This window comes from Sphingomonas alpina (assembly GCF_014490665.1).
GTDB lineage: Bacteria > Pseudomonadota > Alphaproteobacteria > Sphingomonadales > Sphingomonadaceae > Sphingomonas > Sphingomonas alpina.
The window spans coordinates 904,844-926,394 of record NZ_CP061038.1 but is presented as its reverse complement, the minus strand read 5'-3'; the positions used below and the strand labels follow the sequence as shown (position 1 = coordinate 926,394).

At 64.2% G+C, this 21,551-nt stretch carries 14 protein-coding genes and 1 tRNA gene; 7 read left to right on the top strand and 8 right to left on the bottom strand.

Annotation, left to right across the window (positions count from 1 at the left end):
• Positions 1-68: 68 nt before the first annotated feature.
• Both H3Z74_RS04265 and epsC read right to left on the bottom strand, forming a co-directional pair.
• Positions 69-965, bottom strand: coding sequence for a TauD/TfdA dioxygenase family protein (locus H3Z74_RS04265; RefSeq protein ID WP_187762744.1), 897 nt, complete (start codon positions 963-965; stop codon positions 69-71).
• A 57-nt stretch (positions 966-1,022) separates the two neighbouring features.
• Positions 1,023-1,982 carry a serine O-acetyltransferase EpsC gene (epsC, locus tag H3Z74_RS04260; protein WP_187762743.1) on the bottom strand — a complete coding sequence of 320 codons (960 nt, stop codon included), beginning with the start codon at positions 1,980-1,982 and terminating at the stop codon, positions 1,023-1,025.
• A 177-nt stretch (positions 1,983-2,159) separates the two neighbouring features.
• Between epsC and H3Z74_RS04255 the strand changes: the two genes are divergently transcribed.
• Both H3Z74_RS04255 and H3Z74_RS04250 read left to right on the top strand, forming a co-directional pair.
• Complete coding sequence (locus H3Z74_RS04255) at positions 2,160-3,464, top strand: FAD-dependent oxidoreductase (protein ID WP_187762742.1); 1,305 nt, start codon at positions 2,160-2,162, stop codon at positions 3,462-3,464.
• A 107-nt stretch (positions 3,465-3,571) separates the two neighbouring features.
• Positions 3,572-3,648, top strand: a tRNA-Pro gene (locus tag H3Z74_RS04250).
• 240 nt (positions 3,649-3,888) lie between these two features.
• On the opposite strand, the gene H3Z74_RS04245 is transcribed toward H3Z74_RS04250, so the two are convergent.
• Together H3Z74_RS04245 and H3Z74_RS04240 are read right to left on the bottom strand one after the other, a co-directional pair.
• A complete protein-coding gene (locus H3Z74_RS04245) occupies positions 3,889-4,122 on the bottom strand; it encodes a hypothetical protein (RefSeq protein WP_187762741.1) in 234 nt (77 codons plus the stop codon).
• A 74-nt stretch (positions 4,123-4,196) separates the two neighbouring features.
• Positions 4,197-4,586: a hypothetical protein gene (locus tag H3Z74_RS04240; protein ID WP_187762740.1), complete on the bottom strand. Its 390-nt coding sequence runs from the start codon at positions 4,584-4,586 to the stop codon at positions 4,197-4,199.
• A 297-nt stretch (positions 4,587-4,883) separates the two neighbouring features.
• On the opposite strand from H3Z74_RS04240, the gene H3Z74_RS04235 reads away from it, so the two are divergent.
• Positions 4,884-8,195 carry an autotransporter domain-containing protein gene (locus tag H3Z74_RS04235; RefSeq protein ID WP_187762739.1) on the top strand — a complete coding sequence of 1,104 codons (3,312 nt, stop codon included), beginning with the start codon at positions 4,884-4,886 and terminating at the stop codon, positions 8,193-8,195.
• Positions 8,196-8,403: 208 nt separating this feature from the next.
• Positions 8,404-9,549 carry an SET domain-containing protein gene (locus H3Z74_RS04230; protein WP_187762738.1) on the top strand — a complete coding sequence of 382 codons (1,146 nt, stop codon included), beginning with the start codon at positions 8,404-8,406 and terminating at the stop codon, positions 9,547-9,549.
• Between the two features lie 15 nt (positions 9,550-9,564).
• On the opposite strand, the gene H3Z74_RS04225 is transcribed toward H3Z74_RS04230, so the two are convergent.
• Positions 9,565-9,939, bottom strand: coding sequence for a DUF3617 domain-containing protein (locus H3Z74_RS04225; protein WP_229726875.1), 375 nt, complete (start codon positions 9,937-9,939; stop codon positions 9,565-9,567).
• 274 nt (positions 9,940-10,213) lie between these two features.
• Positions 10,214-11,797, bottom strand: coding sequence for a Na+/H+ antiporter (locus tag H3Z74_RS04220; protein WP_187762736.1), 1,584 nt, complete (start codon positions 11,795-11,797; stop codon positions 10,214-10,216).
• A gap of 125 nt (positions 11,798-11,922) precedes the next feature.
• Between H3Z74_RS04220 and H3Z74_RS04215 the strand changes: the two genes are divergently transcribed.
• Together H3Z74_RS04215 and H3Z74_RS04210 are read left to right on the top strand one after the other, a co-directional pair.
• Positions 11,923-13,503, top strand: coding sequence for a carboxylesterase/lipase family protein (locus tag H3Z74_RS04215; RefSeq protein WP_187762735.1), 1,581 nt, complete (start codon positions 11,923-11,925; stop codon positions 13,501-13,503).
• 68 nt (positions 13,504-13,571) lie between these two features.
• The gene (locus H3Z74_RS04210) at positions 13,572-15,383 is read left to right on the top strand and encodes a DUF885 domain-containing protein (protein WP_187762734.1); all 1,812 of its coding nucleotides are present in this window, start codon (positions 13,572-13,574) and stop codon (positions 15,381-15,383) included.
• A 60-nt stretch (positions 15,384-15,443) separates the two neighbouring features.
• Here the strand turns inward: H3Z74_RS04210 and H3Z74_RS04205 are convergent, their stop codons facing one another.
• Positions 15,444-16,331: a helix-turn-helix domain-containing protein gene (locus H3Z74_RS04205; RefSeq protein ID WP_187762733.1), complete on the bottom strand. Its 888-nt coding sequence runs from the start codon at positions 16,329-16,331 to the stop codon at positions 15,444-15,446.
• A 214-nt stretch (positions 16,332-16,545) separates the two neighbouring features.
• On the opposite strand from H3Z74_RS04205, the gene H3Z74_RS04200 reads away from it, so the two are divergent.
• The gene (locus H3Z74_RS04200; RefSeq protein WP_187762732.1) at positions 16,546-20,145 is read left to right on the top strand and encodes an autotransporter domain-containing protein; all 3,600 of its coding nucleotides are present in this window, start codon (positions 16,546-16,548) and stop codon (positions 20,143-20,145) included.
• 474 nt (positions 20,146-20,619) lie between these two features.
• Here H3Z74_RS04200 and H3Z74_RS04195 read toward each other — a convergent pair whose 3' ends face one another.
• A complete protein-coding gene (locus H3Z74_RS04195) occupies positions 20,620-21,501 on the bottom strand; it encodes an AraC family transcriptional regulator (protein ID WP_187762731.1) in 882 nt (293 codons plus the stop codon).
• Positions 21,502-21,551 lie beyond the last annotated feature (50 nt).

Here is a 21,551-nt window from a genome sequence, read left to right as displayed (position 1 = left end):
CCACTCCCCCTCATCCCTCCGCCGCTGCGCGGCTCCTCCCTTCTCCCACAAGGGGGGAAGGGCTCTCGTCAGCGCGTCACCACATCCCCCGCTACCGTCACGCGCTCCAGCGCACGATCCGCCGGCCAGTAATCGCCGACCGCATAATGCTGGGTCGACCGATTGTCCCAGATGCCGATCGCATGGTCGCTCCAGCGGAAACGGACCTGATATTCGGGCACCTTGATGCGGTCGAACAGCAGCTTGAGCAGCGTCTCGCTTTCCTCCGCCGGAATGCCCAGGATCCGCGTCGTGAAGGTGTGGTTGACGTAGAGGATCTTCTCGCCCGTCTCGGGATGGACGCGCACCACCGGGTGCGTCGCGGGCGGCAGGTCGCGCGCCAGCTGCGCGCGCTTCTCGTCGGTCACCCGCGGCCCGAAGCTGCGCACGATATCATGCTCGGCATCGAGTCCGTCGATGCGTTCCTTCACCGCGTCCGGCAATCCGCGATAGGCAGCGGCAGTGTCGGCCCAGATCGTGTCGCCGCCGACCGACGGCAGCAGCCGCGCGCGCAGCACCGACGCGATCGACGGCTTTGCCCGGAACGACATGTCGGTGTGCCATTTGTTGAACGCCTTGAACCCCTCGAACGTGTCGGGGGTCAGATTCACCCCCTCGACGCCCTTGATGATCAGGATTTCCGGATAGCCGTCGATCGAGGGCAGCACCGGATGCCCCTCCAGCTCGCCGAACAGCCGGCCGAGCCGGAGATGGCTCTCATAGCCGATGTCCTGGCCGCGGAAGAAGATCACCTTGTAGCGCAGCCACGCGTCGCGAATGATCTCGCCATCGGTGTCGGACAGGATCTGGTCGAGATCGATCCCCGACAGTTCCGCGCCAAGCGTCAGCGTGGAGGGTTCGATCCGGATCCCGCGCGCCGCGGCGCGATCGATCAGGTCCGATTCAAGCTTCAGGGCTGTTGCCATACTCACTCTCCTATGGATGGAATGTCGGACCTGCAGACGCTCGCGTCAATCGTCCCCTCAATCGTCGCCGGGAAACAGCGGCAGATGCGGCTGGCCGGCGCGGAACAGCAAGGCCGGCGGCTGCATCACCAGGCTGCCCGCCGGCACATCGTCGGTCACCCAGACATTGCCGCCGATCGTCGATCCTGCGCCGATCGTCACCCGGCCCAGCACCGTCGCGCCGGCATAGATCACGACATCGTCCTCGACGATCGGATGCCGGGCAAAGCGTTCGCGTACCGTGTCGCCGCTTTCCGCCGGCAAGCGCCGCGCGCCGAGCGTGACATGCTGATAGAGCCGCACCCGCGCGCCGATGATCGTGGTCTCGCCAATCACCACGCCAGTGCCATGATCGATGAAGAAGCTCGGCCCGATCGTCGCGCCGGGATGGATATCGATCCCGGTACGCGTATTGGCGATCTCCGAGATCACCCGCGCGACCAAGGGCGCGCCGAGCGTATAAAGCTGATGCGCGAGCCGGTGGTACATCACCGCCAGCGCGCATGGATAGCAGATCAGGATCTCATCGACGCTGCGCGCGGCGGGATCGCCCTGGAACGCAGCGGCGATGTCGCTGTCGATCAGGCGGCGCACCTCGGGCAAGGCCGCGCCGAACAGCCGCACGATGGTTTCGCCATGCCCGGACTCGAAACGGTCGGCGCTCTCCGCTTCCCAATAGCGCAGCTCGCGATCGACCTCGTCGCGCAGGATCGCCAGCGCCTGTTCGAGCCGCAATGCGACGAACAGATCCTCGGTCGTACCCTCATAATGACCGAGCCGCAGCGGGAACAAGGCCGCCTCGAGATGCTCGAGCATGAAGCCGACCGCGGTGCGCCCGGGGAATCGCCCGGTGCCCGCCGCGGCATAGCGTTGATTCGCAGCGCGCCAGTCGTCGCGCGCGTCGCGCAATCCGGCGACGATCGATTCGATGGCCTCGGCCCCTGCGGCCTGTTCACGGATCAACTCGGGTACTGGCATACACACTCCCATGGCAGCCTTTATTGGCTGCCGGAGCTCAATCTCTACTTATTCAATAGGATTTCAACCGGCGTAAACTTTCGCCGCGCCAAGCTGATCTTTTCGTACGCCGATCCCACCTTCCCCCCGCCCCGCTTCCCGCCTAGCATTCGGCAAAAGAACGAGGAGCGGCTGCACGTGCATCATATCGCGATCATCGGTTCGGGCCCTGCGGGCTATTATACGGCGGAGGGGTGCCAGAAGACGTTCGGCGCGAATGTGCGCGTCGACATCATCGATCGCCTGCCCGTTCCGTACGGCCTGATCCGCACCGGCGTCGCGCCCGACCATCAATCGATCAAGGGCGTGTCACGCCGCTACGAAGCGGTCGCATTGTCGGATACGGTGCGCTTCGTCGGCAATGTCAGCGTCGGCAGCGACGTCTCGATCGAGGAGTTGCGCGGCCTGTACGACGCGGTGGTGCTGGCGACCGGCGCCCCGTCCGACCGTCGGCTCGGCGTGCCGGGCGACGATCTGCCCGGCGTGATCGGCTCAGCCGCGTTCGTCGGCTGGTATAATGGCCATCCCGATTTCGCCGGGCTCGCCCCGCCGCTCCAGGGCCCCGGCGCAGTGGTGGTCGGCAACGGCAATGTCGCGCTCGACGTCGCCCGCATCCTCGCCAAGACCGGCGACGAATTCATCGGCTCGGACATTGTCGAACATGCGCTGGGCGAGTTGGGCGAAGCGCGGCTCGACACGGTGACTCTGCTTGGCCGGCGCGGCCCGCATCAGATCGCCATGACGCCCAAGGAACTGGGCGAGCTCGGCCATCTTTCGCGCGCCGCGCCGCAGGTCGATCCTGCCGACCTGCCGCCGGTCGAGGCCGATGGGGCGCTCGATCCGGGGCAGCGCAAATCGGTCACGCATCTGCGCGACTTCGCCGCCAATCCGCAGGTCAAGCCGATCAACATCATCTTCGATTTCTACGCCATGCCGGTGCGCATCGAGGGAGACGGCCGGGTCGAGCGGATCATCGTCGAACGCACCGCGCTCGATACCGAGGGCCGCGCCTCGGGCACCGGCGAGACCTATGCCATTCCCGTCGGCCTGGTGGTCAGCTGTATCGGCTATCGCACTCCGCCGATCGAGGGCGTGCCCTATGACGAGAAGCTCGGCCGCTTCGCCAATGACGAGGGCCGGATTGCGCCGGGCCTCTACGCGGTCGGCTGGGCACGGCGCGGGCCGACCGGCACGATCGGCACCAACCGCCCCGACGGCTTCCTCGCGGCCGAGAACATCGCTGCCGACCTGCCCGGCACCAGCGGCAAGACCGGCCGCACCGGCCTCGACGCGCTGCTCGCCGGGCGTGGTGTCGAGGTCGTCACCTTCCGCGACTGGCAGAAGATCGAAGCCGCCGAAGTCGCCGCCGCCCGCGAAGGCGCCCCGCGCGAGAAATTCGTCGCGGTCGACGCAATGATGGCGGCGCGAAATGGCGTGTCCTGAGGCCTGATGGCGGCGCATCGCGAAAATCCTGCGACAACCGGCGCGCCCGCCATTTTTGCCTTGATAGCGCCGCGCGCGCCCGCTAGGCGCAGCACCCTGCAATGTGTCGGGGCGTGGCGCAGTCTGGTAGCGCACTGGTCTCGGGGTCCAGGGGTCGTAGGTTCGAATCCTATCGCCCCGACCATTGCAGCGATATCGCATAGCCGCCCGGAGCGTATCTGGCTGCGAGGCTATAGAATTCTGCCATTCCCGATTAGCCCCGACCCAAGTTCTCCAGGAAAGCGGGACATGGCTTTGGATGCGCCTGAGTTCGGCTACGAATATTACCCCGGGAACATCCTCACACCATGGATTTGCTGAGCGGTTGCGTGCAGAAATATAGGCCCGGCTTTAATATAGGCCCGGCTTTAATATAGGCCCGGCTTCAAAACTTCTTTTCCGCCAACAATCTAATCCCGAAAAAACCTACACCTATGATAGGTCCAAAAATCACCACCCCTGACAGCGCCCAAACAACTATGGACAAAATATCCCTTGCAGGCAGAGAAAATCCCTCAAGACCGCCAGCAAATCCAATACCCACCAACATTGCCGGAAGGCTGAAAAGCAGTGAAATCGCCAACATTAAATATAACATTGCTCTATTATTGATTTTCATTTCACCATCCACTTCCGCCCGGGCCTTATCATAAAGCTCTCAGAAAAATAAAATCCCCATATTATCTCAAAAAGTTAAATGAACTTTATTCTCCTTATATAGACGAAATAATCTCCTCCACATGTATTCTGCATGGGAGAAATAGTCGCTTGCGCAGGATCAGACATCACCCAACGCCCGTATTGCATAACCACGCCTTCGATTATTGCAGTCTTCCGTTTTCCAAACCCTCTCACTTCATCATAACCTGGCGGCATCATGGCGCTGATGCATTTCGCGGATTGCCGCCTGAAGTTTCCTTTTATCACTTTGTAATTATAGATCTTGACCTCTCGTCCCAGCTTGACCACCCCCTTCAACGTCACCTCTTGTCTGTCGGCGGCTTCAGCTGACCAGCCAGGGTGCGGATAGAAAGATGAGGCCATCAGCATAATGGATGCGGCTCGCCCCATTATTCTGGTCACGATTCAACTCCCCTGTCGCCCTGCTAGCAATCCTGGCTTTCACGGCATTGGATCGCAAGGCTGCTTCAGCATGCGCTTGCGAAAGATAGGCGACCCGGAGCGGATGAACTTTGTCAGCGAAACCACACCCCACCCAAGGAAGACTGTCTCCCTTGAGCCACATGAGAGGCAAATAATCTCTCTTTGCCGCCAATGCTGCGAAAGTGGTGCGATCAAGTCCTTGAGCTTGCACATTTTGCTCGATAGCCTCGCTAGATGAAACGGGGGCACCGTTTCCAGTCAAGGGGATTTATCCAGATGATTCAAGCCAATACCGGCGTGCGCTCGGCACGCGTCCGCTCGTGGCTGCTCGCCTCGGCGGGTACCGTATCGCTCATCCTGGGCGGCACCGCCCATGCCCAGAATATCGGCCCAAGCGGCATGATCAACGAGCCGCAGGGCGGCGCACAGCCGATCAGCACGATTTCCGACCCGAGCATCATCGTTTCCCCGCCGAACACACCGGCCAGTGCCGTCGATACGGGCGTCAACGGCGTCGGCCAGATGATCATCGATCAGAAGAACGGCTTTATCGGCACCTGCACCGGCACCTTGATCAACCCGCGCACGGTGATCTTTGCTGCGCACTGCGTGAACGAAAACCCCAATGGCGGCGCAATGGACCCCTGGGGCTATGGCACCGGCGCGAACCAGCTGCCGATCGGCTTCGGCTTCCAGGCCAATAACAATGCGGCGGGCAATTCGGCGTTCGGCAAATGGCTGAACGGTGTTTCCGGCGGTCAAAAATACCTGACCCGCGTCGCCGACTATATGTATAACGTCAACCAGGTCCTGTATCATCCGGACTCGGTGTTGCTCGGCGACGGCAACAATTTCCTTCAGGCCGACGTCGCGGTCGCATCGCTCGATACGCCGGCCGCGAACGTGCCGACCTGGGCGCTCCTCCTGTCCGAGCTGCCCGCTCCCGGCGCGATCGATGACGTTACCGGCACCGGCTATCACGTCACCGTCACTGGCTATGGCAATAACGGCGTCGGTCCGACCGGCGCGACCGGCAGCGATTTCCGCCGTCGCGTTGCGGAGAATTATGTCGGCATTCTCGGCTCGCTCGACGATGTCGACCTGTTCCTGTTCGGCTCGGCCGGCGGCTTGCCGCAGAATCTCTATCAGGTCGATTTCGACAGCCCCGGCCATGGCAACCAGTTCGATTTCAACGCCTTCAAGGATGATGCGCTCCCCAATGAGGGTATCACGGGACCGGGTGACTCGGGCGGGCCGCTGATCGTCGATCGCGCCTTTGCCAAGCAGGTGGTGATCGCCGTCCTGTCCGGCGGCAGCCGCTATTTCAATGGCCAGCCCGGATCGAGCTACGGCACCACCTCCTTCTACCAGCCGCTCTATCTGTTCTGGGATTATCTCGCGGCGAGCAACCCGTACCGCTATGTCGGTGCCAAGGCCGGCGACGGCGCCTGGACCGATCCGAACCATTGGGTCACCAAACTCGATCCGGCGTATAACGTCCTGGTCAATGGTCAGCTGGTCAACGGCATCCCGACCACCCCGGGCGAAGGAATCAACGGCACCGGGGGCAAGTTCGGCCAGATCTGCTTCCTCACTGATTGCGTCGATATCGCGAACGCACCCAGCAGCTCGACAACGCCATTGCCGGCCGCAACGCTGGCCAACGGCCTGCCCGGCGCAAGCAATTTCGTGCCCAACAATATCGATCCCAATGCCGCGACGCAGACCAATGCGCGCTATTTCGACGTGACTTTGTCGGCGGCCGGCACCACCACGCTGGACAGCGCGGTGACGATCGACCGCTTCACCATGACCAGCGCCGACGCCAAGCTGAACGTCGGTACGGGCGGGTCGCTGAAGAGCCTGATCAACATCAACCAGCTCGATGGCCTGGTCACCAATAACGGCCTGATCACCTCGGTCGGCGATTATTTCCTGCTCAGCGGCGGGGTTACCGGTTCGGGCCGCTTCAACGCGCCGTACTTCACCAGCGCGACCGGCATCTTTGCGCCGGGTACGACGGGGACTGCGGGCACGCTGACCTTTGGAGGCAACCTCGTTCTGTCATCGGGCACGCATTATTTCATCGACCTCGGGTCGAACGGCGTGTCGGACAAGATCGCGGTAGTCGCGACGACCTTCAACGGCGCCACGCCGACCAACGGTACGGTCAGCCTCGGCGGCCAGCTCGGCTTCGCGATCATGCCGAATTCGGTCATCCGCTCGACCGACGTCTACACCATCCTGACCGCGGAGGGCGGGTTCGCCGACCTGAACCGTTTCTCCCCCAACACCAGCCCGCTCAGCGCCATCCTCGGCGCGCCGCGCATCACCTACACGCCCAATGCGGTGCAGGTCTCGATCGATGTCGGCAAATATGCCGACCTCGCCACCTCGCCGATCCAGCGCGCCTATGCCCAGCTGCTCGACCAGAACCGCGCAGGAACCGGCCAGACCTTCGTCAACCTTTACGGCCCGCTCGATCTGCAGAATGCCGGTACGATCCGCGCGACGCTCGAGGGTTTCGCGCCACGTGCCGAAGCACTCAACTATTCGATCGGCACCGTGGCGGTCGACAATATGGCGCGCTTCTATCGTGATCGCCTGAACTCGCTGCAGCCAGGCGAGCTCGGCGGCACGCTGGCGCTGGTCGGCCAGCCGTTGAAATTGGCCGCGCTCAACATGAACGGCATGCTCGGCCAGCCGGAAGTGCGCAGCGATGCCGGTGACACCGTCCTGCAGGAAGGCAAGCTGCCGGAAACGGTCAGCGGGTTCATCGCCGGCGGCTATCTGAACGGCGACAGCAGCCCGATGCCGACCGCCGTGCCGCTTGGCGGGCGCAACCAGTTCGACGGCTATTACCTCGCCGCCGGCCTGGAAACCGAGCTCAGCGAGCATGCCGTTGCCGGCTTCGCCTTCTCGTACAGCAAGGTCGACGGCGACACGGCGATCGCCGGGCAGACGGCGCGCGGCGCGCTCTATCAGGGCACGATCTACGGCAAGGTCGAAAGTGTGAGCGGCATCGTGCTCGACGGTGTGGCCAGCGCCGGCCTGTTCGCGACCCGCACCGAGCGGACCGCGGCGATCCTCGCCACGACCTACCGGCTCGAGGCGAAGGACCAGTCGCTGGCCCTGTCGGCCGAAATCGGCCTGGGCAAGAATTTCGACCTCGGTCAGCTCAAGGTCGGTCCGCGGGTCTCGCTCCGCGCCAGCCGGATCGGGTTCGATCGGGTGGCGGAAACCGGCGGCGGCCCGGCACTGGTCTATGATCGGGAAAATCTCGACAGCCTGCAGGCCCGGGCCGGCTTGACCGCCAGCGCCAAGGGGACGTTCCGCCCCTATCTGTCGGCCTATTATGTCCATGATTTCGCCAATCAGCCCGCGGCGTTCGGCGCGAACTTCGTCGGCGGCGTCGGCCCCAACGCATTGTTCGCGATGACCGGCGAGGATAACGACTGGGCCGAAATCGGCGGCGGCATCGCCTTTGGCAGCGACAAGGCGGAGTTCTCGGTCGGCGCCGACACGACGCTCAGCCGCAGCGACGTCGCCAACCAGAGCTATCGCGCATCGGTCAAGCTGCGCTTCTGATCGCGGCGGTATCGCGGGATCGGGCCGTCTTCCTTTGGGAAGGCGGCCCTTTTCTTTGGGAATGAAGCCGTGTGCAAACGCGTCGGGCGGCCGGGCCTCTTTCCTGGCTAGCCGGACTCGCCGCGACTCGTGGTCACTCCTGGGTTTTCGATAGACGAGAGTCGGCTTCCCCGGTAAGCGTCGATCAACCATATCGACCTCACGGAACATGCCCATCGAACCCTGGTTCCTCGTCGCCATCCTGTGCAGCCTGGCGGGTTACGCCGTCTATCTGACCGGGATCAGGCGCCAGCTGGTGCAGCCGAACCGGGCGTCCTGGCTGATCTGGAGCGCCGCGACCGCGGTCGAGGCGGGCACGTATGCCGCGGTCAATCCCGGTGCGCCGCAGGCCTGGATCTTCACCATCTCTGCGGTCGCCTGTGTGGCGATCACGCTCGGCGTATGGCGACGGTCGAGCTGGGAAGCGCCCTCGCAGAGCGAGATCTTCTGCATGGCCGCCTGTCTTGCCTCGCTGACCCTGTGGTTCGCGTTCCAGAATGCCTTCTGGGCGCATATGCTGGTGGTGATCGCGGTACCGATCAGCTTCTGGCCGACCTGGCAAAGCGTATGGCAGGACCGCAATCGCGAACGTTCGCCCGCCTGGGGGTTATGGACGCTCGGCGATCTCGCCACCCTGCTCGTCGCGACCCGGATCGAAGGCCAGGTGGTCGGTGAATATGCCTATATCTTCGTCGAACTGCTGGGCCATGCCAGCATCTGGTTCATGGTCGGCCTGGCGACGATCAACCCACTGCGTTCGCTCGGCTTCCGCAACGGCCGCTTCTACATTCTCGACGCATATCGCCCCGCCGCCAATTTGTTCGCGATCGGCGAGACGCATCTCGGCAAGGCAGTCTATGCCGCCGAGGGTTTTGCCGAAGGCGACGCGATCGTCCGGTTTACCGGTCGCCGCGTCCGCGCCGATCGCGTGCCCAGCCTGATGCGCGGATCAAGCGATCGCTTCGTCCAGGTCACGCCGCAACATTATATGGGTCCGTCGGGCCGGATCGACGATCTGATCAACCATAGCTGCAACCCGAACGCCGGCCTGCGCTTCACCGGCGACGGCGTGTTCCTGGTCGCGGTCCGCCCGATCGCGCCGGGCGACGAGATCACCTGGGACTATTCGACCACGCTGAAGGAATCGAACTGGCACATGATCTGCCAGTGCCGCAGCGAGGAGTGCCGCCGCGTGATCGGCAATTTCGAGACGCTGAGCGAGGCGCGGCAGGAATGGTTCCGCGCCCGCAACCTCGTCGCCCCCTATCTGCGCCGCAAGGACGATGTGGCGCCCGGGCGCGAGCGGGCGGCGTAACGATATGAACGCATCCTATCTGCGACAGGTGGCCGCCGTCCGCACCGCCGTCTGGTCGAGCACGATACGCGTCGCGCCTTTGGGCGTCTGCCCCGCCATCGTCATGCGCGCGGTAAAACCCGCGGCAGTATAGCTGCCCGACCGGACAGCGCGGAACGTGCCGCCTTCCTTTTGCGGGCACACCATCGCCTGCGCGATTCTGCCGTCGGCGACGACCGAGCTTTCGACGCGGCATTTGGCCTTGGGATCGGGAACGAGCAGCGCGGCAATCCCTGCCCGTGCCTGATCCGGCGCAATGCATTTGTGCTCGGTCTTCGACTTGCCCCGCATCATGCGCAGCAGGAAGCCGGAGGTGCCGGGAATCACGAGCTCGACGGCGGTGGACTTCAAGTCCCAATTGCCGGGCTGGATGGCCTGCGCCGCGGCCGGGCCGGGGCATAGGAGGAGAAGCGGAACAAGGTAGCGGATCATGTCCGGCCCCATGCCCGGCTCGCGCCGTCCGCACAATCTCAGTTATGCGATCGGCAACCGGGCGGCCGGACCGCACTCGCCTGATTGCGCGTCCGGGCTTCGCCCGGGCTGATCGCGCAGCGTCTGCTAGAGTCGGGAATCGCCACGATGCCAGTCGGAATCTCGAGCAGGCCGACCGGGCTCGAACCCAGGCCTAGTCGCCCCGCTGCAGAATGATGCCCAATTCCTCGACATCCAGATCGCGCTCCAGATCGTGCAGCACTTCGTCCTCGATCAGCCCCGCGCGGTGAATGCGGATCAGCTCCGCGCGGCCGGCGGCAAGGGCGATCAGCACGACGTCGAAATGCGTGCGGGCCCCTTCCATGAAGGTGTCCGCGTCCGCCGCGTAACGCTGGATGATATCCAGGCGCTTGCGCGACTGTTCGAGCAGTTGCGGGTGGATCAGCGTTCCATCCGGCGCATAGGCGTGCGCCTCGACCGCATCGTTTCTGGCGCCGGCAATGGCCGCCTCCGACTGGGCCATGGTCATTTTCGCCGGGGGATCCTGGTCGACCGGCCGGACTTGCCGGATCAGCCAGCCGAGGCTCGTCCCCTGCACCACGACGGTGGCGAAAATTACCGCGAAAGCGATGACGAGCATCAGGTCTCTGCCCGGCATCGACGCCGGCAAAGTGAGCGCCACCGCCAGCGTCACGACGCCGCGCATGCCGGCCCAGCCCAGCACTGTCGCTTGCCGCATCCCGAGCGGGCGCGCGCGTTTCAGCCCCAGCCCGCGGAGCGCGCTGAGCAGGCCGTCGCTGCCAAACACCCAGACGAAGCGCGCCAGCACAACCGTCAGCACGACACCAAGGATCGGGACTGCCATGGTCGCCGAGACGGCCTCGATCCCGCCGACCCGGTCGAGCACGCCACGGAGCGAGAAACCGATCAGAATGAAGACCAGCGCCTCCAGCACGAATACCAGAGTCTGCCAAAAGGCACTGCCGCGCAACCGGACCTGGGCCGGGAAAATGATATGCTGGTACCAGCCAAGCACCAGCCCGGCGACGACCGTCGCGATCACCCCGGAGACCTGGACCATCTCGCCGGCGATATAGGCGACCCAGCAGATCAGCGTGTTGGCCATGATGATCAACGTCTGGTCGCTCAGACGCCGCACGACGAACATCCAGACCGCCGACACCAAAAGGCCGACGACGATCCCGCCAAAGGCGAGGAAGAAGAAACTCGAGACGGCAGCGCCGGTAGAAAATACGCCGCTCAGCGTGGCGACCACCGCGAAGCGAAACAGCACCAGCCCGGTGGCGTCATTGAGCAGGCTCTCGCCTTCCAGCAGCGCCGATAATCGCCGGGGGAGCGTCACGCCCTGGAGCACGGCGCGGGCCGACACGGCATCCGGCGGCGACACGATCGCGCCGAGCGCAAAGCAAGCAGCCCATGGTAGTCCGGGGACAAGCCAATGGACGACCAGCCCGACGGCCAGTGTGGTAAAGACGACAGCACCGACCGCGAGCGACAATATGCCCGGAAGGTGTCGCCGGAAACGGCCGAACGCGGTGTAATAGGCTCCGTCCATCAGCAGCGGCGGCAGGAACAGCACCAGTGCAAGTTCGGGATCGAGCGCCACCGGGGGCAATCCGGGTATAAAGGCAAGACCGCCGCCGCCGACGAGCAGCGCGGTCGCGGGCGGCAGGCCGATGCGCCGCGCCGCCCAATGCAGGGCGACAACCCCGGCGAGAAGAGCAAGGACCAGTTCGAATGTCTCGACAGGATGCATCCGCTCTCCCACAATCATCGCACCGATGCTGCACCATGATAGTGCCTGATCCGGTTCTGCACTGTGCCATCATGGCGGCCGGTCGCAAAGCCTCGATCAAAAAGGGTGGGAAGACGGAGACCATGATGCTGCCGAAACTATGCTTTGCGCTGGCACTGGTGCCATTTGCCGCTTCCGCACAGGCCCAGAGCGGCCCGATCGTCACGATCGCAGGCGGCAAGCTTCAGGGTGAGGCCGAAACCGGCAGGTCGCCCGTCCAGATCTTTCGCGGCATTCCATTTGCTGCCCCGCCGGTAGGGGATTTGCGCTGGCGCGAGCCGCAACCGGCCGCGGCCTGGCCGGGCATCCGCCTTGCGACGGCATTCGCGCCACGCTGCATGCAGCAACCGCTCTATTCCGACATGATGTTCAGATCGCCCGCACCCAGTGAAGATTGTCTCTATCTGAATGTCTGGACGCCGGCGAAGCTTGGCCGGTCGGCGCGGGCAAAATTGCCGGTGCTGGTCTATGTCTATGGCGGCGGCTTCCAGGCGGGCGATAGTTCGGAGAAGCGCTATGACGGCACCGCACTGGCGGAACAGGGCATCGTCGTCGTCACGATAAACTATCGGCTCGGCATATTCGGATTCCTCGCTCATCCCGAACTGACGGCGGGTTCGCCGCATCATGCATCGGGCAATTACGGCTTGCTCGATCAAGTGGCGGCGCTCAGCTGGGTGAAGCGCAACATCGCGGCGTTCGGGGGCGACCCGGACCATATCACGATCGGCGGGGAGTCCGCTGGATCGATGTCGGTCAGCGCGCTGATGGCGTCGCCCTTGTCGCGTGGCAAGATTGCCGGGGCAATCGGAGAAAGCGGTGCGATGATGCAGAAATGGACGCCACCCGCGCTGGTCGAGGCAGAGCAGAAGGGCGCTGCCTTTGCGCAAAGACTGGGCGCGCCCACGCTTGCCGCACTGCGCGCCATGCCGGCCGACAAGCTTCTTGCCGCGCAGGGCGATGCAAAGGACATGTCATTCTACGCGGTGATCGACGGCTATTTCCTGACCGAGCCACCAGCGGTGACGTTCGCACAGGGCAAGGCCGCACGCGTGCCGCTTCTGCTGGGATCGAACTCGCAGGAGGCGCCGGGATCGGCCGTGTTCGGCGACGGCGCGCCAACAATTGCCAAGTATCGCGCCGGCCTGACTCGCACGCTCGGTGCCAAGGCGGATGCGGTGTTCGCGCTCTATCCTGCCAGGAATGACGGCGACGTTGTTTCCGCGGCGACCGCGCTGGCGAGCGACGATTTCCTCGCCCTGCCGACCTGGAAATGGTTCGATCTGCAGCGCCGGACGGGCGCGCCGACCTATTTTTACCATTACACCCGCGTCCGGCCACGCTTTGCAACCGACGTTTCGGGCAGCCCGCTGCCATGGGGCGCGGTGCACAGCGCCGAAATCGAATATGCGCTGGGCAACCTCGATATCAATCCGCTCTATGCCTGGTCCGACGACGACCGGAAGGTATCGGCAACGATGCGCGGCTATTTCGCCAGCTTCATCAAGAGCGGCGATCCTAACGCCACGGGCTTGCCCGTCTGGCCCAGGGCATCGCTGGATTCAAACAAGATCCGGCGCCAGAGGATCGACGTCGACACGCATAGCGAACCCTTTCCGGAGCAGCATCGCTACGTCGCGGCCGAGCCGCTCGTCTATATGCGGTGAAGCTGTCGGGAAGCGATTGCGCAAGACGCTGCGTCGCGTAACAAGCGCGTCGCCAACAGGAGATTCCGATGCGTTCAGCTTTTGCCTTGCTCTTGCTCCCGATCGTTCCGCTCATCCAGGCGAGCGCTCCCGTGCCGACCCCGGTGGCGCAGGCAAGCGTGCAGGATGCAGCCTTGCTCGAGTTTCTGGACCAGGCATTCGATGCACAGATGAGCTTGAGCCCGGAAACCCAGACACAACTCGGATTCAAGACCAGCTATGATCGGCTGGACGATTATACGGACGCCGCGGCGGTGCGCGCGCGCGACCTTGCCGAACAGCAGCTCAAGGACATGCGCGCTCGATTCCAGCCCGAACGTCTGGGGCAAAGTGCGCGCGTGAGTTATCGGCTGTTCGAGTATGAAGTCATGCGCGGCCGCGATGCTTTCCAATTCCGCAAGCTGCGCTTTCCGGTATCCACGAACGGCAGCCCGGCGGGCGAAATTCCGGTTCTGCTCATCAACAATCACAAGGTCGACACGGTCGAGGACGCCCAGGCCTATATCGCGCGCCTGCGCGATACCGAACGCGTGATGCGGGAAACCGCTGCACTGATGCGGGAGCAGGCGGCAGCGGGAATCATACCGAACAAGGTCAATTTCGCACCAGCCCGCGCCGACGCACGCAAGGTCATTACCGGCGCGCCCTTCGACAACGGCCCGGACTCGACGCTGATGGCCGACTTTCGCAAGAAAGTGGACGCGCTAAACGCACCGGCTGCGACCAAGGAGACATTGCTGAGCGACGCACGCGCGGCGCTGACAGGTCCGTTCCGGCATGGCTATGACATGCTGGTCGCGGCGCTCGACGAGATCGAGCCGAAGTCCAAGGGCAATTTCGGGGCGTGGAGCCTGCCGAACGGGGCGGCCTATTATGCTGACCGGTTGAAGAGCTCGACTACGACCAATCTGACCGCTGACGAAATCCACCAATTGGGCCTCAGGCAGGTCGCCGCGATCCGGCAGGAAATGGGCGCGATCAAGCAGGAGGTTGGCTTCAAGGGGACGCTGGAACAGTTCTTCGATCACATCCGAACTGACCCCAAGTTCAAATATCCGAACACGGAAGCCGGCCGTGAGGAATATCTTCGCGACGCGCGCGCGGTGATCGCGTCCGTGATGGCGGTGGCGCCGCGCTATTTCCGCACGCTGCCCAAGGCGCCGCTGGAAGTGCGCGCGGTGGAGAAATGGCGCGAGGGGACCGCCCCCACGGCCTTCTACAATCCGCCTTCGGCGGATGGGTCTCGGCCCGGCATCTACTATGTCAATCTGGTGGACATGAACCAGACGCAGAAGGTGCAGGTGGCCGGCATCGCAGCGCACGAAGGCGCGCCGGGACACCATTTCCAGATCGCGCGACAGCAGGAGCTGACCGGCATCCCCAAGTTCCGCAAATTCGGTGGCTATGGCGCCTATACCGAGGGTTGGGGCCTCTATTCGGAGCGCCTGGCCAACGAGATGGGCGTGTACAAGGACCCTTATGCCCGGCTGGGCATGCTCTCGCTCCAGGTGTGGCGCGCAATCCGACTGGTGCTGGACACGGGCATCCATTCCAAGCGCTGGACGCGCGAACAGGCGATCGCCTATTTCAAGTCGAACAGCTCGATATCGGACACCGATATCGCGCGTGAGGTGGATCGCTACTTCAACTGGCCAGGCCAGGCGACCAGCTACATGGTGGGGCAACTCAGGATCGCCGCATTGCGGGCACGCGCCGAGAAGGCATTGGGGCCCCGCTTCGACATCCGGGATTTCCATGAGGCAGTGCTGAGCCAGGGCGCGCTTCCGCTCGACGTGCTCGAGGAGCAGGTCGATCGCTATATTACGGCACAGCGGCGATAGCGGCTGGGGTCGTCGCAGCAATTCGGAAATGGGCGAATATCAATGTCCCCGCCGTGCTCCTCAGCCCGGATAGTTGAGCGCCGCGACCACCTTTGCCAAATCCGGTGTTCCGGCGGCGGTCAGGAGAAGATCGCCACCGGCCTTTATCGCCTCGGGGCCGAAATCGCGGATCAGGTGATTGCGCATCGCCGGTGAAACGCATTCGTCGTCCTGGACGAACTGGGGTCGGGTCATCAGCGATTCGGCATGGGCGTCGTCCGCTGGCCGGTCGCCGGTCAGGTCACCGATCCGCTCCATGACGATCGGATAGGCCGATGGATTGCGCATCGCATTCCCGGCGGTCAGCAGGATGCCGTCCATCAGGACGATCTTCGGCATGGTGACGATATTGAAGATCATGAAGCAGGGCAGATGCCTGACGGTGTCCGTGGCGATGACGAAGACCTGCCCCTCGATCGGCAGGATCGACCCGACATACCGAACGTCCGGGCCACCCAGTTCGAACCGCAACAGGCCCCCCACACCGCGGCGTATCATGCCATGCTCGTGGAAGAATCGGCCCGGAGCGATCACGGCGGGATGAGTTGCGCGCCAGAGCCCTTCATAGGCTTCGCCGCGCTGGCTGGTTGACGCATAGGCGGCATCCAGCGTCTCCGGCGGCAGGGGGACGCCAGGCTGACGCGGTTGTGTGACGCTGACCGGGTCGACCCCGAAAAAGGCGGCGAAATCGGCCGGCTCGCGCTCCCAGTCGAGCAATGTCAGGCCGGGGTGTTTTTCAGCGAGGAGGCGCGTCAGCCGCTCGAGATTGTGCGCCGCCGGGTGGACGGCGCCGGAGGCCCAGCGTCCGACCAGCGACTTGTCGACCTGCAGTTCGGCGGCGAGCCGCCCGCGGCTCATCGACAAGGCTTTCAGCGCCAATGTGAGGCGCTCTCCGAAGCTGCTTTGCATCCGCGACCCCTTTTCATCGGAGTTTGAGCAGTCGCCCGGCGAAATGCAACCCGTTGCATCCTGGCGCACCGGTCGGCGACGTATGGTGCATCTGATGACGGTTCTGCTTGCGCCCTAGGGAGCCTGCGGCCCGGGCATCGGCTGCTGCGTCCCATTGAGTGGATCTCGGCATGGCGACGCGGGGCCATCAATCAGGAACAGTGGAACCCTCATCATGACCTTTATGATCTCACCTATTTCGCAACTCGCTTCCCCTGCCCCGCGGCGCAAGGGCCCATACCGGTTCAAGACCTCGCGGCTGGCGATCCTGGCTGCTTCGGTCAGCTTCGCAGCAATCGTCTCGCCGGCCTATGCCCAGTGCGTCGAAGGACCGCCGAACACTTATGGCTGTTCCGGCGCGACGGATGTGCCGCAGGTGATTGTCGACGACGACGCGACGGTCGCCGCCGATTTCGGGTTCACGGTCGATACCAGCGGCAACGGCAATGGAATCGCGCTGAGCGTGACCGGCAACGGACGGATCAGCTTCGAAGGAGGCGGGAGCTTCACCGGTGCGGGCGTGAGCCTAGCGACGACGGGGAGCAGCGGCGGATCGGCTGGCGAGATCCTCGCCTTTTCGAATGCCGACATCTTTGCCAATGGCGCGCACGGGCTCTATCTCGACAATGCCGGCGGTGGTGACACCATTGTGTCCTGGCTTGGCACGATCTCCAACACCGGCGGCAACGGCGTCTGGGCCAGCAGCGATCTCGGCGCGGGCAACCTGAGCCTGATCGTCAAGGACGTGATCGCGCGCGACGATGGCGTCTTCGTTGTGTGGAGCGGTGACGGATCGGCGGTGGTGACGGCGGTCGGCCCGGTGATCGGGCAGACCGGTAGCGGCGTGTTCGTCTCCGCCAGCCAGACCGCGGATGACGTTGACATCACCGTAGGCGACGTGACCGGCGGCAGCTGGGGTATTCAGGCCAGCAACCATGGGTCCGGTTTCGTTCAGGTCGATGCGACCGGGACAGTGACCGGGCAGGGATTGGTCGGCATCTCGGCCAGTGGCGGGACCAACACGACCGGGGTGAAAGTCCTGGCAAATGTGGTCAACGGCCAGACCCTGGGCATCGCGACCGCGAATGATGGCCTGGGCGATACTGTGATCGTCGCCACCGGCGCGGTCACCGCGGCGACCTCGTTCGGCATCGCCGCGAACAACAATGTGACCGCCGGTAATCTCTCGATCACGGCCACCGACGTCACCGGTGCCTGGGGTATCTCCGGACGCAATGACGGCATTGGATCGACCCGCATCGTCGCGACCGGCAATGTAGTGGGTTTCACCGAAGACGCGATCCTTGCGAACAGCGACGTCAACGCCACCGACCTGCTGGTCGATGTCCATAATGCCGAGGGCGCGCAGAACGGCGTCCGGGTCCGCAATTACGGATCGGGTGTCACCATCGTACGATCGAACGGCATCGTAACCGGGCAGGGAATGAACGGCATCCGGGCCGAGACCGGTACTGGCGGACAGGGCATGCTCGTCGATGTGAACGAAGTGATCGGCGGCAATAACGGCATCCTGGTGCTGAACCAGGGCGCCGGCCCGGTCCGCGTGAGCGCAACCGGAAGAGTGATTGGAACGACCGGCAGCGGCATCGCGGTCGATAACGGCCCGGGCGGGACCGATATCCGGGTCGACGCCGCGACCGTGTCCGGCGGCCTGATCGGCATCCGCGCCACCAATGGGGGCAGCGGTGAGTCGTTCATCGCCACCACCGGGCTGGTGTCGGGCAGCATCTTCGGCGTTCTCGCACAGAATGACGTGAACGCGACCGACCTGACGGTCCGCGCGGCCGACGTGCAGAGCCAGGGCGACGCCATCCTTGCCGAGAATTTCGGAAGCGGCGAGACCAGCATCATCGCGACCGGCAACGTGATCGCCCAGAATCAGGTGGGGATTCGCGTCTTCGCCGACGCGAACGCGGACGACATCACGGTGGAAGCCGCCAATGCCTCGGGCGGCTTCTCCGGCATAGCGGTGACGAATCTCGGCCTGGGTGACACCCGGGTCACCGTGAACGGCACCGTCCAGGGCGGCGATAATGCGATCAATGTCGTATCGAACAATGGCCAGAGCGTGGTCATCATCAACAACGGCATTGTCAGCAACGCATCGGGGCTGAGCCTCGACCGGGCGATCAGCGCAACCGGCTCGGTCGGGATCGGCAATGCCAGCAGCCTGATCGGCACGCTCGATATCTCCGGCACCAACAGCCTGATGCTCAATGCCGGCATCTGGCGCAGCATCGGCGGCACCAGCATTTTCGGCACCGCGGACGATCAGCTGTTCAACAGCGCGACCGGCACGATCGTCGGCGCCACGGCTGCGGCAACGGCGGAAACCACGGTCTGGCAGGGACTCGAGCGCTTCCAGAATGCGGGTGTGCTGCGTCTCCAGGACGGTGGCACTGGCGATCTCATCCAGACGTCCGCGGCGACCATTTTCGCGGACGGTTCGGGGCTGACGGTGGACATTGGCGGCGCGACCGGCAGCGACACGTTCCGCACGACCGGAACGGTCCAGATCGAGACGGGCAGCCGGCTTCAGTCGGTGACCGGCCAGCCGCTCGTGCTGCATGGCAAGCATGTCGTGGTCCAGGCGGATGGCGGACTGACCGGCCAGTTCATCTTCGCGGATCAGTTCCTGACCGCCTTTGCCGGCTTGCGCGACGGATACAGCGCGACGACCGCGTTCATCGAGTTCGCGCAGCTGCGCGCGCTGGCCGATGCCGGGATCACACCGAACCAGAAAGAAACGGCTGGAGGTGCGGACAGCTTGCCCGATGGCAATGCGGTCAAGGACGCGCTGCTGCTGTTGCCCAACGACGCGGCCGCCCAGAATGCGTTCGACCAACTGTCGGGGGAAATCCATCCATCGGCGCGGGGCGCCATGATCGAGGACAGCCGGTTGTTGCGCAACGCCGTGCTGGATCGCCTGGCCGACGGCGATCAGGGTGGTGCGGTGTGGGGCAGGGCCTTTGCCGACACCGGTCTCAGCGATGGCGATCTCAACGCCGCGAAGGTCAACCGCGATACGCGGGGGTTTATGATCGGGGTGGACCGTGCGATCGGGCCGGTGACCATCGGCGTCGCCGGGGGCTGGTCCGACACCGACCTGAGGGTCGCTCGCCGCGACAGCAAGGCGTCGGTCGAAACCATCCATGGCCTGCTCTATGCCGGGGGGCAGTTCGGTCGCTTCAACCTGCGCGGCGGGGTCGGTTATGCGCGGACCTCGACCGAGACCGAGCGCCGCATCGCCTTTCAGGGGTTCAGCGCCACGCCACGCGCGGACTATCACGGATCGGTGCTGCAGGGCTTTATCGAGGCCGGGTACCGCGTGCCGCTGGGCGGCGGCCATGTCGAGCCGTTCGCCGGGCTGACCGCTCTTCGCGCCAGGAGCGACGCGTTCAAGGAGGCTTCAGGCCCGGCCGCCCTGTCTGGCAAGGCGATCAGCGAGGACAGCTATGGCTCGACGCTCGGCCTGCGCTTCGAAACCAGCCGGGCTGGCGCCCTGTCGCTGCGCGGCACCATGGCATGGCGCCATGGCTGGGGCGACCTGACGCCCGCCGGCCGGCACGCCTTAGACGGCGGCACGGACTTTACCGTGCTCGGCGCCAGCGGGTCGCGCGACGCGGGCATCGCCCGGATCGAGGCGCAATATCGCTTATCCTCCAACGTCACTTTGGGTGTCGCCTATGACGGCGTGCTCGGAACGGGCGGTGAGGATCACGCGATCACCGGGGGCCTGAAGATCGTCTTCTGACGATCCGGCACCGGCGGGCAGGTCTCGTTCCTGAACCTGTCCGGCCCTCCGGGTGGCGCATGTCGCCGCCCGGAGGGATTGATATGGAATGTTGGCAGGAGCCGGCTGGTGCCTGCATTCGCGGATGTCCGCTTCCCCGTATGACAAAACACCTTCAGCCTGCCGCGATTGTCGGTCATTGGGATCACGGCTATGCGATGGTCTTGTCGGATCATCGGGACATGCTCCCGTGCTCCTCCGCTAAGCGCGCCACGAACTACCGCCGCATCGACCGCGCGAGATCGGGCATCTCGCCCGTGAAATGGAGAGCGCCGGCTATGGTCGCGACTGGATCCTCGGTGGAGCATCGCCGCTAACATGGCGATCCGGGCGAGGCACCAGGGATTGGGAAGGCGGTCGCGACAATGCACGCCCCTGGCAGCCGGCGGCCTGCCCGCTTCCGGCGAGAGGGACAGACCGCCATCACAGGCCAGCCTATTTCAACGGCAGGAAAAGCTCCGCCACTGCTTCATGCTCCGGCACCTCCGGGAAGAAGCTGAGACGCTGGCAGTAAAGCGGGAAGTCTCGGGCTTCCTCGCCACTGATCGGCAACCAGTCGCGATACAGATAGAGCGCGGCGGGCTCCAGATTGTCGGTGTTGCCAGCGACGCGCAGCACCGCGCAGCGCCCGCCGGGAATGACGCCGGCCTCGATCCGCTCTCCATGTGCAGCAACCGGACGGTCGGTGCCGACGCACAGGTCCATGCGATAGTCGGCCGGGGCTGTCATATGGGGATCGGAATGGAAGACGTTGAAGGTCGGGCTGACCTTCGGGATCAGGCCACTGGCCTTGCGCCAGGCAATGAATCGCTGGATCGTGGCGCCGATCGTCGCCGGGTCGCCGCGATGTTCCATGATCGCCACCGGCGTGGGGAGTACATCGCGGATCGTCACGTCGTCAGTGGTAAAAGTCTTCTGCATCAGCTTGCTCCTCGCATTGTCGAGAGGCCCGAAGGCCACAAGCCACGGCTCCCAATCGGGAGATTTCCGAAACGCCGACGGCGACTGCCCGAACCGTCGCCGAAAGGCACGGGCAAAGCCATCCAATGCTTCATAGCCGGCATCCATCGCTATGTCGGTGACGCTGTCAGTGTTCCGATAGGCCAGCCGGTATGAAGCCCGCTTCATGCGGGACAGCTGGACATAGCGATGCACGGACAACCCGAAGGTCGCCATGAACTGCCGGTGGAAATGATATTTCGAAAAGGCGGCCACGCCGCTCATCGCTTCCAGATCCAGATCAGCATCGAGATGCCGGTCGATATGATCCAGCACGCGCTGCATCCGGGCCTGGTAGTTCTGAAGTGCCGCCTTCATCGTCCTGTCCTCCGTGGCGACACCAGTTAGGCGCTCCGCGTTGCGGCATG

Excerpts from the sequence above, each read along its gene's own strand:
- H3Z74_RS04265 (WP_187762744.1), bottom strand. The coding sequence starts at position 965 with ATGGCAACAGCCCTGAAGCTTGAATCGGACCTGATCGATCGCGCCGCG.
- epsC (WP_187762743.1), bottom strand. The coding sequence starts at position 1,982 with ATGCCAGTACCCGAGTTGATCCGTGAACAGGCCGCAGGGGCCGAGGCC.
- H3Z74_RS04245 (WP_187762741.1), bottom strand. The coding sequence starts at position 4,122 with ATGAAAATCAATAATAGAGCAATGTTATATTTAATGTTGGCGATTTCA.
- H3Z74_RS04235 (WP_187762739.1), top strand. The coding sequence starts at position 4,884 with ATGATTCAAGCCAATACCGGCGTGCGCTCGGCACGCGTCCGCTCGTGG.
- H3Z74_RS04230 (WP_187762738.1), top strand. The coding sequence starts at position 8,404 with ATGCCCATCGAACCCTGGTTCCTCGTCGCCATCCTGTGCAGCCTGGCG.
- H3Z74_RS04220 (WP_187762736.1), bottom strand. The coding sequence starts at position 11,797 with ATGCATCCTGTCGAGACATTCGAACTGGTCCTTGCTCTTCTCGCCGGG.
- H3Z74_RS04215 (WP_187762735.1), top strand. The coding sequence starts at position 11,923 with ATGCTGCCGAAACTATGCTTTGCGCTGGCACTGGTGCCATTTGCCGCT.
- H3Z74_RS04210 (WP_187762734.1), top strand. The coding sequence starts at position 13,572 with ATGCGTTCAGCTTTTGCCTTGCTCTTGCTCCCGATCGTTCCGCTCATC.
- H3Z74_RS04205 (WP_187762733.1), bottom strand. The coding sequence starts at position 16,331 with ATGCAAAGCAGCTTCGGAGAGCGCCTCACATTGGCGCTGAAAGCCTTG.
- H3Z74_RS04200 (WP_187762732.1), top strand. The coding sequence starts at position 16,546 with ATGACCTTTATGATCTCACCTATTTCGCAACTCGCTTCCCCTGCCCCG.
- H3Z74_RS04195 (WP_187762731.1), bottom strand. The coding sequence starts at position 21,501 with ATGAAGGCGGCACTTCAGAACTACCAGGCCCGGATGCAGCGCGTGCTG.